This window comes from Pseudomonas sp. 1152_12 (assembly GCF_052850675.1).
The window spans coordinates 302,687-318,015 of record NZ_VXCW01000001.1; the positions used below are offsets into that span (position 1 = coordinate 302,687).

Below are 15,329 nucleotides of genomic sequence, written 5' to 3' on the forward strand. Positions count from 1 at the left end.
TTGGTAGGAGGCAGAAACGAAAGGTCGGGCTTTTGCGGGATATGTTTCCCACTGGATGCAGGCAAAAGTAACCGCTGCGTCTGTGCCCGCCAATTCCCCTATTGGCGTACTCCCCTTGACGGTACTCGCTAAAAGCCGAACCCTTGGCCGATCTTTTGCTGGCGGGAGCCTGTCACATGAGCCTGTTCAGAGAAGTTGGCATGCACGCCGGTCTCGGCCGCACGGTCGGGCACATCGGCACCGAGCGGTTCTGGAAGCAACTGGTGCTGCTGCTGCACCAGTGTCTGCCGTTCGATAACGCGCTGGCGATTTTCTATCCGCTCGATGGCCCACCCCAGGCCTTGGAGGAATACGACGCACAGCCCAGCAGCAAACCGGCGTCGATGCTGGTGTACCTCAACGGCTTGTATTTGCTCGACCCGTTTTACCAGGCCTACCGCGAAGGCTATGCCAGTGGCGTGTACCGCCTGGAGGAAGTCGCGCCGGACCATTTTCGCCAGAGTGAGTATTTCCTCAGCTACTTCCACGACAACGTGCTGGAAGACGAAGTGCAGGTCATCCTGCAATTGCCGGGTGTCGGCACCTTGTCATTGTCGCTGGGCATGCAACGCCGGTTCACGTTTGAGGAGACTGGCCTGCTGACCACATTGGCGGCATGGGTGCTGCCGTTGATGCACCAGCATTGGCAGCAAAGCACCCAGCGGGCGCCGGCCATGGACAGCCAGATCAGGGATGCGCTGAGTCACTTCGGCAGCGGCGTGCTGTCAGAGCGCGAGCTGGAAGTCGCGCGCCTGGTGCTGCGCGGGTTCTCGTCCAAGGCCATGGCCGAGCGTTTGAAGATCTCGCCGGACACGGTGAAGGTGCACCGGCGGCATCTGTACGCGAAGCTGGATATTTCGTCACAGCCGGAGCTGTTTTCGTTGTTTATCCAGTCGTTGGGGCATGATCTGGAAAATCCCTGATTGCACGCGCGTTTGTGATGAGCAGCCTTATTTTGGCGGGCGGGCTTGTTGTGCCAAGCCCGCTCGCCATAGAAAAGCCCGTTCCTCCATTATTCAGCGGCCGGTACGAATGGTGTTCCACACCCGCGTACGCACCCGGTCGATATTTAGCGGCATGGCTTCCAGGGCAAACAATTTGCCCATCATTTCCGGACTCGGGTACACCTTGGTATCCGATTTGATCGCCGGGGCCACCAGGCTGTCGGCCGCGGCATTACCGTTGGCGTAGTGCACGTAGTTGGTGATGCTGGCCATCACTTCCGGGCGCAGCAGGTAGTTCATGAACGCGTAACCGGCCTTTTCGTCAGGCGCATCGGCAGGCATGGCAACCATGTCGAACCAGATGGCCGCGCCTTCCTTGGGAATGTTGTAGCCGATGTTCACGCCGTTCTTGGCTTCCTTGGCGCGGCTTTCGGCCTGCAGAATGTCACCGGAGAAGCCGACGGCTACGCAGATGTCGCCATTGGCCAGGTCGGCGGTGTATTTCGAGGAATGGAAGTACGCCACGTACGGCCGTACCTTCATCAGCAGGTCTTCAGCCTTTTTGTAGTCCTCGGCCTTTTTGCTGTGGTGCGGCAGGCCCAGGTAGTTGAGCGCCGCTGGCAGCAGCTCCGGGCCATTGTCGAGAATCGCCACGCCGCATTTTTGCAGCTTGGCCATGTTTTCCGGCTTGAAGATCAGGTCCCAGGAATCCACCGGTGCGTTGTCACCCAATACTGCTTTGACCTTGTCGATGTTATAGCCAATGCCGGTGCTGCCCCACAGGTAAGGGAAGCCGTATGCGTTGCCCGGGTCGTTGTTCTCCAGGGCCTTGAGCAACACCGGGTTGAGGTTTTTCCAGTTCGGCAACTGGCGCTTGTCGAGTTTTTTCAGCGCGCCGCCCTGGATCTGCCGAGCCATGAAGTGGTTGGACGGAAACACCACGTCATAGCCGGATTTGCCGGTCATCAACTTGCCATCGAGGGTTTCGTTGCTGTCGTACACGTCATAGCTGAAACCGAAGCCGGTTTCTTTCTGGAAGTTCTTGGTGGTGTCCGGCGCAATGTAGTCCGACCAATTGTAGATCTTCACCGTCTCGGCGGCCTGGCTCACAGAGGCCAGCAACATCAAGGGCAACAGGGTAATGGCTTTCATGGTTCGATTTCCTGGCGGTTTTAGGGCTGTTTTTATGGCAGGCGATCAAGGATCAAAGCGTTAAAGAATCAATACGTAGGTCTTGCGCTCGGTTTCCTGGATATCCCAGATACCGGTTTCGACGCCGTCGTTGCGCGCCACACTCAAGGTCGAGGCCACGGCGACAGGGTCGCCCAAGGGCACAGCCACCGGTGACGAGTCCGGTAAGTGGGCATTCAGCGCGTCTTTGAGTTGAGTGATGCTCATGGGTTTTCCCGTGTGGGTGAAACGGCTTAGTGCATGAAACTTTCCATGAACCCGGCCACGCCGGTTGCCAACCTGCGGCGCCACGGCGCGGTGTTGGGGTTGGCCAACACCTGGTCTTCATGGACAAAACTGCGGATGATCGCGTTGTAACCCAGCCAGCGGCACGGCTCAGGCTCCCAGGCCTTGAGCGCGCCCAGGCCACCCTCGCGGATCACCCAGGGCTGGGTGGTCAGTGGCGTGTCGCGACCCAAAATCAGGTCAGCGAGGGTGCGGCCACCCAGGTGGGTGGCGCCTACGCCCTCCCCGCCGTAACCGCCGGACAGCGCGATGCCGGTGTTGTGATCGCAGAGCATGTGCGGGCGGAAATTGCGCGACATGCCGAGGTTGCCGCCCCAGGAGTGGGTAATCTTTACGTTTTTAAGCTGTGGGAAGAGTTCGCCGAACAGGTAGCGACGTAGCTCTACTTCGCTGTCAGTCAGGTCGAAGTTGTGGCGCAGCTTTCCGGCGAACTGATAACCGCCACGCGCGCCGAACACCAGGCGGTTGTCGGCTGAACGCTGGCCGTAGGTGACCTGGCGGCTGCTTTCGCCGAAGGCCTGGCCGTGGCTCAAGCCGATTTCGTCCCAGATGCTGGCGGGAAGCGGCTCGGTGGCCACAATCAGGCTTTGCACCGGTAACTGGTAGCGCCCCAATGGCGGCAACGTCGTCGCGTAGCCTTCCACCGCCGGCACCACCCAAGCAGCGCGCACACCCGCTTTAGCGGTGCTCAGGCTGCCGGGCTGCCAGTGGGTGACTGGGCTGTTTTCGTAGATCTTGACGCCCAAGCTCTCCACGACCCGCGCCAGGCCGCGCACTAACTTGGCCGGGTTGATGGTCGCGACGTGGGGTGCATAGATACCGCCATAAGGCTTGGCGATACGGATCTGTTCGGCCAGCTGTTGGGGGCTCAGCCAGCGGTAATCGTCTTCGGTCAGGCCTTGGGCATGGAGTTTGTCGAGGTAACGGCGCAGGCTGCCTTCCTGCTCGGGGTAGCGGGCGGCGCAGTACAGGGCGCCGCCCTTGCGGTAGTCGCAGTCGATGCCTTCGCGGGCGAGCACCTGGGCCACTTCATCGGGAATGCCGTGCAGCAGGTCAAAGGAGGCGCGGCGCTGGTGCGGCAAAAGCTCGGCTAGCAGGCGGTCTTCGCCGAGCAAGTTACCCATCAGCCAGCCGCCGTTGCGGCCAGAAGCGCCGAAACCTGCGGTCTGTGCTTCGATAATCGCGATTTTCAGCTCAGGCGCCTGGCGTTTCAGGTAATAGGCGGTCCACAGGCCGGTGTAACCGGCGCCAATAATGGCCACGTTGACGTCAAGGTCATGCTCCAAAGACGGCCGAGCTACCAGCGGGTCATCCAACTGATCCATCCATAAACTGATAGTGCGCCATGCTGGCATGCCAAGCTCCCCACCCTCGTTTCGATAGGCGGAATCCTAGAGCGCGGTGTCAGGGGCTGTCTTGCGTGCGTGCACGCAGAGAAATTTGTTTGACGTAGGCCTTGGGTGATTGGCCGGTGTGCTGGCGAAATGCGCTGTAGAACGCCGACAGCGAATTAAAACCGGCGGCGAATGCCAGATCATCGACCTTGATCGGTGGCCGGGCTTTATCCAGCTCGGCCAGCAAATGCTGGAGCCGTGCCAGGTTGACGTAACGGTAGAAGCTCTGTCCCAGCACTTGGTTCAACAGGTAGGAAATCTGATTGCGGCTGTAACCACATTCATTGGCCACCCGTTGCAGATCCAGTTCCGGGTCCAGATAGGGTTGCTTGAGTTCGAAGTATTGCTGCAGATCCTTGGCCATATGCCCCAATTGCTGGGGCGACAGGCCCAGACGGCTGACCGTGGGACGCATCGCCTGCGACGACTGCTCGCGCACCAGCGAGGCGTATTCATTGACTCGCCAGATCAGCCCATCGCGCACGGTGATCGCTTCGCTGGTGCGAAACGACACCAGGCCCTGGCCGCCGCGCAAGGTGATGCGGTACTGAATGAACGCAGTGTCGCCATCGGCGCGGATGCGGTCGATGTGCTCAATCGCCTCGTCGGCACCACGCGGCATGCTGGCCTGCAGGTACTCACGCAGTTCGGCGTATCCGATGACGCGATTCTGGAAGAAGTCGTGGTACTGGATCTCGGGATGGTAATAGGACATCACGCCGTCCAAATCGCGATGACGCCAACACAGATGGTGCCGCAAGACCAGCTCGCCGGTGGCTTGGGTGTTCAGGCAATCATCCTCTGGGGCGATGCTGGGCATGGAGAGCTCTGCGACGGATAAACGGTTGAGAGTGCCGAATTTTAACGGCACCTTCAATGGGCAAAGGGTGCATCTGACTAGTGGCTTTTTGCCTAGTTGGGAGTAGGACATGACCCACATCAAATGAGTCGAGAACAACTGCCGAACGGGATCAAAAAAGTCACCTTGAAGGCGCGAACGAGTGCTATTTTTGAACTTCTTCGATGCCAAGACCAGTGAAGGTCATGGCCCCCTGCCGCGAGCTAAAGGAAGCGCTCAATGAACAAGGTGGGCAACATGAATAAAGTGACATTCCCCAATGCCTGCCAACTGATGCGCTGGCATTTTCATCCGATGGGCTTTGAGGGGAGCATGGACGCCCCTGGCAGCATGGTCGCCCGACTCTTCGACCGAACGAGTGGCGAAACACTGATTGCGATCGCCGGCATACCCTGCGCCACCGTGATGAATGCGGCCGATGTGGAGCGCATTATTGAGGCGATCGAGGATGAGTTGGAGTGTTTTGTACCGCCGATGTCGTTGCGGGCCTGAGGCCCTCTCTGACAGACCAGACAAAACTCATGTGGGAGCTGGCCAGTCAGCGCCCACATAAGCCCCTCCCACAATTGAACGCACTGCATCCGCTAACTGCGCTGATCGTCGAAAAACGCCTTTTTCCCATCTACCCGCTCTGAAGCCCTAGGCACATTCACGCCTTGGCCTTCAGGCTTTTCCACATACCAATAGCAGTGGCTCGCTGCTCGGGTTATGCCGACATAAGACAGGCGCAGCACTTCGTCTCTTTGCGCACTGTCATACGGCTCGCTATCGCCGTCCTTGCCCAGGCCCGCCATGCGGTACACTTGGTTCTTGTAAGGCGAACTGGTCACATGCTGGCAATCCCCAAGTAGAAAAACAGCATCCGCTTGCAGGCCTTTGGCGCTGTGGTAGGTCAGCTGTTTCAACCGACGCGCAGGCGACGGCAAGCTAGAATCCACATCAACTACAGACTGAATATGCTCTTGAATCAATAGCTTATCGCTACTTTTTCGATAAAGCATAAGGATCGATTGACCCTTTTGATAGTGCTCCAGCAACCGCCGCCCTAGTGCCGCGTCGTCTCGCTCAAACACGGCCACGGGAACCAAAGCCTTCGGCTCACCACTGGCCTTGGCCTTTTTTCCGGGGATCGCCGGTGCGGCACGCACGATATGCTCGGCAGCATCGATGATGTGCTGGTGGCTGCGGTAGTTCTCACTGAGCATCACACGGGTGGTGCTGGGTGATGGGAATTCCTTGTTGAACGCCATGAAGTACTTGGGCGAACTGCCGCGCCAGCCGTAGATCGACTGCCAGTCATCGCCCACGCACAACAAAGACGAGCGCTGCGCGCCACGGCCCACGTGCATCGCCGGGCCACGGCTACGGATTTCACGCAGGCTGGCGCGAATCCACGAAACGATCTGCGGCGATACGTCCTGGAACTCGTCGATCATCAGGTGCGACATCGGCCGCAGCAGTGGGTCGCTGAGGAGCTTGAGGTTTTCCGGGGTGTTCTCGCCAAACAACGCGAACATCCGGTTGTAGGTCATGATCGGCGGCGATTGATCGAGCAGATGGTCTTCCAGGGCTTTCCAGAAAATGCTCAGGGCTTCAAAGAAGCCGCGGTCCGGGTCGTCCTTGGCGAAGCTCATTTGGCTGACGGCCGTCGGTACGTCCAACCCCAGGTTTTCGATAAACCCTGCAGCCATGACAAAGCTGTCAAGGAGCGGTGCCGAGGCCAGCTCGCCCTTTACTTTGTAGTCAAAACCAGGGCCGGCAATCGCATCACCGGCCAGACTGCTTAAAAGACGTTTTGACGACTCATAATTATCAATCCATATCAAAGGCTTGCGACAGAAAGCTTGAAACAAGGTGCGCTTTACCGCCCACTCCGCGCGCACGGAAAGCTTCGCGTTTGGCCGGCTGATCTGGGCGTTTTCGCGTGAATCGAAGCCCAGCACTACCCAGGCATCCAGCGCCGGGATATAGCCGTGGCAATGAAACTTCGCACCATTGATTTCGAAGGTCTCGCGGCTCGGTTCAATGCCCTTGATCGGCCAGGCGCCCGCGCGAAACCACAGGTCTTCGATCACATCACAAAGCTCTTCATCGCGCTTGGACGCCAGTTCGGTCACGGCCATACGCTTTTGCACATCCGGGTGATCCCGCTCCAGCTCCTTGAGCTGCAGGCCATGGCGCGCCAACGGCACAATCAGCTCGCGAAAGCGCTCATGTCGGCCGTGCAAGTGGTAATAACAGGCGTTCATCTGTTGGCGCTGGGCATCGCTGATGCGCAGGTCGAACGGGTTGCTGTCGGCGTCCTCGAAACCGCTGCTGAGGTTTTCAAACGCTTGCAGCCGTTCAAACCCAGGCAGGCTGCGCACCATCGGCAGAATGCGCGAGTGAAAGGTGCGCACAACGGCTTGGGCCTCGTTGACGCCAAGGGGTTGGCCCCAGACGCTGAGAATTTCCATGAGCTTGTTGATGAAGTCCTTGCGCGACTCGCGGGTGAAGGTCACCACGGTCATCGAGCTCAGTTCGAAACCCAGATAGTGGGTGAGCAGCAGGATGCGCAGCACCAGCGAGGTGGATTTACCGGCCCCGGCCCCAGCTATCACCGAGGTTGAAGGTGTGTCGCTGAAGATCATTTTCCATTGCGCGACACTCGGCTGCGCGTGCGCCGGCAGCAAGCGCGCCACATCCGTCTTCATGCGCTTCTTGACCTCGGCGGTAAGCGGCAGCCGCCAATCGTCAAACAGGCTGTCATCCACGCCAGGCGCTCGGTGTTCATCCGGGCGCGAGTCGCGGATCAGCAACACCTGGCGGCCTTCTTCAAGACCCTCAGCCTTACCTTCGCGATAGCCATATTCCACACCGGCCTCGTGCCCGCTGCGGAAACCGTCGGCTTGGCCATGCAACCAGGAGAACCGATGCTGCGCACGTAAACGCGTCAGGCCGTGGCCGAATAAACGCGCGGCCAGCCGTTTCAACAGAGGCATTTCGGCTAATGGGCGTAGGTCAGGGGGCAGATCAGGCTTTTGCTGCGGCACGCGGACTCCAGCGATGAGGTTGGTTTTGGCGAAGTCGCCATGGTCGCCGGAATCGGCGTCGAGTTCCAGCCAATTGCTTTGCTGTCATGCAGTTAGGCGATGAAGTGAAAGTCAAAACATCATTAACCAATCGAATTATTTGATCTGAATACAGCATTTTTTACGCTTTTTATCGATCATGCACTGTTGGATCATGGCCTTCCTCTACAGGAGACCTGTCATGCTTGAACTTAGACCTTTCAACACCCTGGGTGGCGCCCACCATGGCTGGCTTGATGCCCATCACCACTTTTCATTTGCCGAATACCATGACGCCAAGCGCATGCACTGGGGCAACCTGCGAGTGTGGAACGACGACATCATCGCGCCAGGTACCGGTTTCCCGCAGCACCCGCATCGCGACATGGAAATCATCACGTACGTGCGTGAAGGCGCCATCAGCCATGCCGACAACTTGGGAAACAAGGGCCGCACCGAGGCCGGCGATGTGCAGGTGATGAGTGCAGGCACCGGAATTGCCCACAGTGAATACAACCTGGAAGCCACGCCAGCCAAGATTTTCCAGATTTGGATCATTCCGAATGAAGCTGGTTTGCCGCCGTCGTGGGGCGCCAAACCGTTCCCCAAGGGCAATCGCGAGGGTTTTGTGACCTTGGCCAGCGGCAAAACCGGTGACAGTGAAAGCCTGCGTATTCGCGCAGACGCCCGCTTGGTGGCGGCCACCTTGAAAGCTGGGGAAAGCGCTGCATATCAACTGGACAGCGGGCGCCGTGCGTATCTGGTGCCGGCGACCGGTGTGATTGACGTCAATGGCGTGCGTGCACAAGCACGAGACGGTGTGGCAGTTGAGAATGAGCAGGTCTTGCAGGTGACGGCAATTGAGGACAGCGAGATCGTGCTAGTCGACTTGGCCTGATCTAAAGCCCAAGGCCAAAACAACTGTGGGAGGGGGCTTGCTCCCGATGGCAGTGTGTCAGTCAACTAAGCTATCGACTGATTCACCGCGCTCGGGAGCAAGCGCCCTCCCACGGTTTTTAGTGACTACTGGCTGATTGCGCCGTCGACCAACACCTGCGCCTCTTCCACCAACTGCTTGAGGTGATCTTCGCCAATAAAGCTCTCGGCGTAAATCTTGTAGATGTCCTCGGTGCCCGATGGTCGTGCGGCGAACCAGCCGTTCTCGGTCATCACTTTCAAGCCGCCAATCGCCTTGTTGTTGCCCGGCGCGTGGCTGAGGATCTGCTGGATGCTCTCCCCGGCCAATTGCGTGGATGTGACCTGTGCCGGCGACAATTTGCCCAGCAAGGCTTTCTGCGCCGGGGTCGCCTTGGCGTCGACGCGAATCGCGAACGGCTCGCCCAGCGCATCGGTCAGGCCACGGTAGATCTGGCTTGGGTCCTGGCCTTTGCGCGAGGTCATTTCCGCCGCCAGCAAGGCCGGGATCAAGCCATCCTTGTCGGTGCTCCACACGGTGCCGTCCTTGCGCAAGAACGAGGCACCGGCGCTTTCTTCACCGCCAAAGCCCAGTGAACCTTCGAACAGGCCATCGGCAAACCACTTGAAGCCCACCGGCACTTCATACAGGCGACGACCGATACGCGCAGTGACTCGGTCAATCAGGCCGCTGCTGACTACGGTCTTGCCCACGGACGCATCGGCGCGCCAGTGCGGACGGTTCTGGAACAGGTAATCGATGCACACTGCCAGGTAGTTGTTCGGTGCCAGCAGGCCGCCGGTGGGGGTGACGATGCCGTGGCGGTCGTGGTCCGGGTCGCACGCGAAGGCGACGTCGAAACGCTCCTTAAGGCCGATCAAGCCTTGCATTGCGTAGCTGGAGGACGGGTCCATGCGAATCTGGCCGTCCCAGTCGACGCTCATGAAGCGGAAGGTGGGGTCGACTTCGGTGTTGACCACATCGAGGTTCAAACGATAGTGCTCGGCAATTGCCGACCAGTAGTGAACCCCTGCTCCGCCCAACGGATCGACGCCCAGGCGCAGATCGGCGCTGCGGATGGCGTCGATGTCGATCACATTGATCAGGTCGGCCACGTAGCTGTTGAGGTAGTCGTGGCGGTGCGTGGTATCCGCCTTGAGCGCCTGGGCGTGGGTGATGCGCTTGACCCCGGCCAGTTTGTTGGCCAGCAGTTCATTGGCCTTGGCTTCGATCCACTGGGTGACGTGGGTATCGGCCGGGCCGCCGTTGGGCGGGTTGTACTTGTATCCACCGCTTTGTGGCGGGTTATGCGACGGCGTGATGACAATGCCATCGGCCAGGCCACTGGTGCGGCCACGGTTGTAGCAAATGATCGCGTGGGAGATCGCCGGGGTCGGCGTGTATTCATCGCCTTCGGCGAGCATCACGTGCACGCCGTTGGCGGCCAACACTTCGAGGGCGCTGGCACCCGCCGGTGTCGACAGCGCGTGGGTATCCAGGCCGACAAACAAAGGCCCGTTAATACCTTGGGCCTCACGGTACAGGCAGATAGCTTGGCTGATGGCAAGCACGTGCCATTCGTTGAAGCTCAGCTCGAAGGAGCTGCCACGGTGCCCGGAAGTACCGAAGGCCACGCGCTGGGTGGAGATCGCTGCATCAGGCTGCCCGGTGTAATAGGCCGTGACCAGTCGCGGGATATCCACCAGCAACTGAGCTGGCGCTGGCTTGCCCGCAAAAGGACTGATTGTCATGCATAAACCTCGAAAAGAAGGATTGTGAGAAAAACGACAGTTTACTGAGAGTTGGACTACTACGCGACGGTATAGATCCTACGGGCTTCAGAGAAGTTTCATCCGCTCAGCCTGTTTGCGCCTGCCGCAGGGCTTCACCCACGGCAGCCAGGGCAATCTCCAGGTTGGGTTGCCCGTGGAACGTATGGCTCAAACGCAAATGCTGGTGGTGCAGGCCAACGAGGCTGAACAGCTCACCCGGCGCCACCACTACCTGCTGAGCCAGTAACTGCTGGAACACCTGGCGCATGTCCACCGTATGGGTAGAGCCTAGCCAAAATGTGGCGCCGCCGGCAGGCATCCGATAGGTGACTTGATCACCCAGATGGTGGTCCAGGCGCTGGCTCATTTCCCCCGCCTGCTCGCGTAGCAATTGGCGCAAAGTAACCAAGTGCTGGTCAATTTGCCCGCTGTTATAGAGCCGGGCAATGGCGCGCTGGCGAATGGAGGACAGTCGAAACGAGCGTAACAGGAACTGACGCTGCAATTCGCCGCTCATGTGCCGGGACAGCACATAGCCATAAGGCGCCTCTGGCCCGAGTATTTTTTCGAAAGAGGAAAACACCACCAGCCGCTCCGGGTTGACCATGTCCCGCAGCGCAGTCGGCGGCGGCTGAAAACCCAGCTCACCGAAGGTGTCATTCTCCAGTAACCAACAACCGTACTGATCAAGCAATCGCGCGACTGCCAGACGATCACGAGGCTCAATGGCCACTCCCGATGGCAGGCTGACCGCCGATGACAGCAACACCAGTTGCACGGTTTCCTCGCGCAGAATGCCTTCGAGCGCCATCAGGTCCAAGCTGCCCTCGGGCGCCAACGGTAACTCGATGACACGTACGCCAGCATCCTGCAGCAAACGCAGGATCAGCCAGTCGCAAGGCGACTCGACGATCAACGTGGAGCCCCGCAAGCCCAGGACCTCGATGAGAATATCGAGCACGCCGCGAAGGTCAGCGCCGATATACACGTCGTCGGCCTGCCAGCAGCGACTCGGCGACGAGGTGTACCGCGCCGCCAATGCCGCCCGCAGTTCCCAGACGCCGCACGGCTGGGACCAGGACTGCAAGTGGCGTGGATACTGGCGCACAAGCTCACGCTCGAGTCGCAGCAACGTAGCATCCAGGGACGCCAGCAACGCAGGCTCGTCCCCGCTAAGCACTATCATGCCAGGGCGCCGAGCGGCGACGTACAGGCGCTCGAGCAAGTCCCCACTGGGCAACGTCGCAGGGCTGCCTGCGAGGGGCCAGGCGTAATAGCCAGACTTGGCCACCGAATACACTCGGCCTTCTTTCTCCAGCAGTGAGTACGCGTACTGAATGGTGGAGATCGAAACATTCAGACGCTGGGACAACTGACGCAGAGAGGGCAGTTTCACCCGGGTATCGCTACTGACTTCGTTGATCAGGTTGATCATGTAGCGATAAACCGCCTGATAGGCGAAATCCGCTTGCCGCACGCCACGCAGCGTCATCGCCCGGACAGCTGGAAGGCCAGGCTACCAGCGGCCATAGGTCGCTCATAACGCCGGCTCTGTGCACCGGCGCCTGGCACGAACGCCACCGGTCGTTTGCGGTACAAGTGCTGGAGTAAAGGCAACGGAACGCCACTGGTATCGGCGACCCATTGTTGCAGCATCTCGGCGGCAGGCTTGCCCTGCAGCACCTTGTGCAGTTCGGGCAGTGCCACGAGCATGCCGGGGTGGCACTGGCGCAGATAGCCTTCGAGCCCCTCCCCGTGATGGATGAATGGGGAAAACAACAGGCAGATCAGTTGGCTCTCTTCCAGGCCGAAGAATTGCTGGGCAAGATTGCTCGACGATACGCGCCCTTCGCGGCTGACGGCGTGGGCGATGAGTTCTTCGGGAAACTGCCGACGACGCAAATACTCCGCCGCCTGCACAAAGAAACCCTGCACACCCTCTTCGTAATCCAACTCGCGCAGGCATTCGGCCTGTAAGCCTCGCAGGTGCGCCATCAACAACGGATTGGCAAACGTCGGGTGGCTGAGATGAAAGCCCAGCGGCTCCGGGGAGTAAGCCATGAACTCGGTGAGCACTGGCGCACAGGTACGGTCAATGCCGTCGAACAGGTCGGCAATACCGATATAGGCCAAATGGCGGTGCCCTCCGGGGCTGACGTCGGCCTTGGGTACATAGTGCTCGCCGTAGAGGTCGCGGTAGAAATCATCGCTCCATTCGTCCATCCGCGTAAACAGCGCGTTCAGTGACGTAGGCTTGCCCGTGGGCACTGTGACACCCGCTGCCTGAGCGGTTTTTTTCAGCCAGGCGAGCAACTGGCCCTGTTTACGCGCCGAATCGCCACTGACCAACGCATGCACCCCGCCGCCCCAGGCGGTGACGCGCTGATAGAAATCGCCCAACGCCAGGTAGGTGTCATTGCACAGCGTGGCGCGAACATCGCCGCAGGTCAGGTGCCCGATCATCAACCGTTTTCGTTGGCTGGCTTGACGCCCTGGGGTCGATGCAGGGCGTTGGTAATTGAAGGGCAATACCTGTTCGTTTTCCACCATCAGCAGCTCAACACGTTCATCGTCGTGGAAAAACAGCTGGCTGTAGCCGCGATGGATCGTATCGAGGGTTTCCTGGGTCATGCCAACGTGGCGCAGCGTTGCGACCCGCAACTTAAACGTTCTGGGCGCTCGCCCGGCGATACTCAATTGTGCGGCGCGCAACAAGGCCAGGGTGTAGCTGCTGACTTCACCACCGCCGTGAGCCACCAACACCTTGTAATCGCCCACCTGCTCCATGCCACCTGCCGCTACGACAATACGCTGGATCAACAATTGAAGTGCTGTGCGTTCCGCACGCGTGAAGTACCCAATCAACCGCTGCTGAACTTGTTGATAAACATAATTCATAGCCTGTTCGTGAATAGCGCTCATAGCTCTACTACCTGAGTTGAAATATCAGTTTCAAACAACTACCGAGGGCAGTTGATTGATCTATTGCCTCTGTAAGAATGTCGCCTGCATAGCGTGCACACTAGCACCTTGCAACAAATCGGCAGTGGCTGCGTACATGGTGATCCTGGAGCATCCGTACCAGCAAACGCCCGCACACCAAGCATCCAGGCAGGCGACAGCGTCACCCCTAGGAATATTCCGACAACTTCCTACACCCCTTTAACCTGAAAATAAAAGACTTGCCTGACAAATAAAACCTGACAAATATCCAGCCTCGCTTTCGCGCTGCTTGAAATCCTTCTTGAAAGTACTCGCATCCTCGAGCACACGCGGAGGTTGAATGCTTAGTTGCAAAAAGTGCCGACGGCCGTATCAACAATCCAATCATTACTCAATCCTTGAGTTGAAAGTGAGGGCTCAATTATCAGGACTGGAATTATGATTAACAGATACAGAACTTAGTCGAAAACCCGTTCAGATGCCCCACAGGCATTACGCGAATAACGCAGACACAACGACGCCGCGCTGAAATTCAGGGCGGCATCAGGGAGAAAGGTATCGTTTACAGGACCGAGCGGCTATTTTTCGCGTCAGGCAACCCGCGGGTTAAGCCCTGTCAAATGGCGCATTTGCCCCATGCGCCCGGGGTTTGGAATACTCCTTTGAGAATATTCCTACACTTCAAACAGCTTCAACCTGCAGTGCTACGCGCTCACGGCACGGGCATTCGTCCATATAACGGTGCGCTTCAACGAACTGATTGAACGGAAAAACCGTGGTTTTCAGCGGTATCAGCACGCGATCGGCTGTTAGCTGGTTGATGTCACGCAAGGCTCGTTGCAACGCAACATGGTCCTGAATGATGCCCAGCTCCGGCTTGCCGGTGAAGTTGCCGATGCAGTGCACAAAGAACTGAATGTTCTTCTGGAACGCGGCACAAGCCGGAAATGGCGTCTGGTTGCCACCTTGCAGGCCGTAAAGCACCAAGCTGCCACGCGGCGCGAGTACGTCGCCGAGCAACGACATCTGCGGCCCGCCCAAGCCATCGAACACCACATCCACGCCGCGGTTATCGGTGAACTTATTGATCTGCATGAGCAAATCCTGCTCTTCGGTGACGATCACCTTTTCCGCCCCGAGGGACAGCAGGTACTCGCGCTCCGCGCTGTCCTTGGTGGCGGCAATCACCCGCACACCCAGGGCCTTACCCAGTTGCACGAACGAGGGGCCGGCGCAGTGGCTGGCGTCCGTGACCAAGGCAAATTGACCGGGTTTGACCCGCGCCAGGTCGACGTAAGCAAAATAGGCAACCAACAACGGCGTGTAATGCACGCTGGCTTCAATCGGGCTCAAGACATCCGGATAGCGGGTCAAGGCCGAACGAGGCAGGACGATCTGTTCGCCATACACCGGATAATCATTGGGGCTCTGGGCCGGAAAACTGGCCACTTTATCGCCCACTGCCAAGTCATCCACGCCGTCGCCGAGGGCTACAACCACCCCCGCCATCTCATGGCCAAGGCCGGACGGCAGACGAGCATGGGAAGACGCCAGGTTCTGGCGCCACAGAATGTCATACCAACTGATGCCAATCGCGTCGACACGCACCTGCACTTCGCCCGGTGCGGGCTGCGCGGCTACATGCTCTTCGCACTTGAGCACCTCGGCCGGACCAAACTTGTGAAAACGGATCGTGCGGGACATCGCAAACCTCGTCAAAGTAACCTCTAATGCCATGAACTCTATCTGGGCTTTCCGGGTAAGGCCACCGGTCGCCGTTAATAGTCGACATGTCTGTCATTGATTCCGCAACTGAGGTATTGACCTCAGCCCTTGTAGGAAAACTCAATTATCTTGTGCAGAGTACCAGCCTTTCCCCGTAAGATTCATGCCGGTCATTGTTTACATGTGGCCGCTCTCGTCAAGCTTGCTGACT

General features: G+C 58.8%; 11 protein-coding genes and 1 pseudogene. 3 read left to right on the forward strand and 9 right to left on the reverse strand.

Translation table 11 applies throughout. The features are described 5' to 3' along the window. Positions 1 to 176: 176 nt before the first annotated feature. Positions 177 to 962 carry a response regulator transcription factor gene (locus tag FW764_RS01250; protein WP_446432375.1) on the forward strand — a complete coding sequence of 262 codons (786 nt, stop codon included), beginning with the start codon at positions 177 to 179 and terminating at the stop codon, positions 960 to 962. Positions 963 to 1,055: 93 nt separating this feature from the next. On the opposite strand, the gene FW764_RS01255 is transcribed toward FW764_RS01250, so the two are convergent. From FW764_RS01255 to FW764_RS01270, 4 genes and pseudogenes are all read right to left on the reverse strand, one after another. Beyond that, a complete protein-coding gene (locus tag FW764_RS01255; RefSeq protein ID WP_446432376.1) occupies positions 1,056 to 2,135 on the reverse strand; it encodes a polyamine ABC transporter substrate-binding protein in 1,080 nt (359 codons plus the stop codon). A 102-nt stretch (positions 2,136 to 2,237) separates the two neighbouring features. After that, positions 2,238 to 2,381, reverse strand: a pseudogene (locus FW764_RS01260) (cupin domain-containing protein); the annotation flags it as partial. Between the two features lie 26 nt (positions 2,382 to 2,407). Beyond that, the gene (locus tag FW764_RS01265; RefSeq protein WP_446432377.1) at positions 2,408 to 3,814 is read right to left on the reverse strand and encodes an NAD(P)/FAD-dependent oxidoreductase; all 1,407 of its coding nucleotides are present in this window, start codon (positions 3,812 to 3,814) and stop codon (positions 2,408 to 2,410) included. Positions 3,815 to 3,863: 49 nt separating this feature from the next. Further along, entirely contained in the window at positions 3,864 to 4,673 is an 810-nt protein-coding gene (locus FW764_RS01270; protein WP_446432378.1) for a helix-turn-helix domain-containing protein, read from the reverse strand. A gap of 258 nt (positions 4,674 to 4,931) precedes the next feature. Here FW764_RS01270 and FW764_RS01275 point away from each other — a divergent pair, with 258 nt between their 5' ends. Further along, a complete protein-coding gene (locus FW764_RS01275) occupies positions 4,932 to 5,204 on the forward strand; it encodes a DUF1652 domain-containing protein (RefSeq protein ID WP_446432379.1) in 273 nt (90 codons plus the stop codon). Positions 5,205 to 5,296: 92 nt separating this feature from the next. On the opposite strand, the gene FW764_RS01280 is transcribed toward FW764_RS01275, so the two are convergent. Continuing rightward, positions 5,297 to 7,744: a UvrD-helicase domain-containing protein gene (locus tag FW764_RS01280; protein ID WP_446432380.1), complete on the reverse strand. Its 2,448-nt coding sequence runs from the start codon at positions 7,742 to 7,744 to the stop codon at positions 5,297 to 5,299. Positions 7,745 to 7,964: 220 nt separating this feature from the next. On the opposite strand from FW764_RS01280, the gene FW764_RS01285 reads away from it, so the two are divergent. Next, a complete protein-coding gene (locus FW764_RS01285; RefSeq protein ID WP_446432381.1) occupies positions 7,965 to 8,660 on the forward strand; it encodes a pirin family protein in 696 nt (231 codons plus the stop codon). A gap of 125 nt (positions 8,661 to 8,785) precedes the next feature. On the opposite strand, the gene pgm is transcribed toward FW764_RS01285, so the two are convergent. The 4 genes from pgm to FW764_RS01305 form a co-directional block, all read right to left on the reverse strand. Beyond that, a complete protein-coding gene (gene pgm, locus FW764_RS01290) occupies positions 8,786 to 10,429 on the reverse strand; it encodes a phosphoglucomutase (alpha-D-glucose-1,6-bisphosphate-dependent) (RefSeq protein ID WP_446432382.1) in 1,644 nt (547 codons plus the stop codon). Between the two features lie 106 nt (positions 10,430 to 10,535). Continuing rightward, on the reverse strand, positions 10,536 to 11,942 hold the full coding sequence (locus FW764_RS01295; RefSeq protein WP_446432383.1) for an aminotransferase-like domain-containing protein: 1,407 nt from the start codon (positions 11,940 to 11,942) through the stop codon (positions 10,536 to 10,538). Further along, positions 11,939 to 13,372, reverse strand: coding sequence for a hypothetical protein (locus FW764_RS01300; protein WP_446432384.1), 1,434 nt, complete (start codon positions 13,370 to 13,372; stop codon positions 11,939 to 11,941). Before FW764_RS01300 ends, FW764_RS01295 begins: the two co-directional genes overlap by 4 nt. A gap of 702 nt (positions 13,373 to 14,074) precedes the next feature. Then, positions 14,075 to 15,097, reverse strand: a complete 1,023-nt coding sequence (locus FW764_RS01305) for a zinc-dependent alcohol dehydrogenase family protein (RefSeq protein ID WP_446432385.1) — start codon at positions 15,095 to 15,097, stop codon at positions 14,075 to 14,077. Between the last annotated feature and the right edge of the window lie 232 nt (positions 15,098 to 15,329).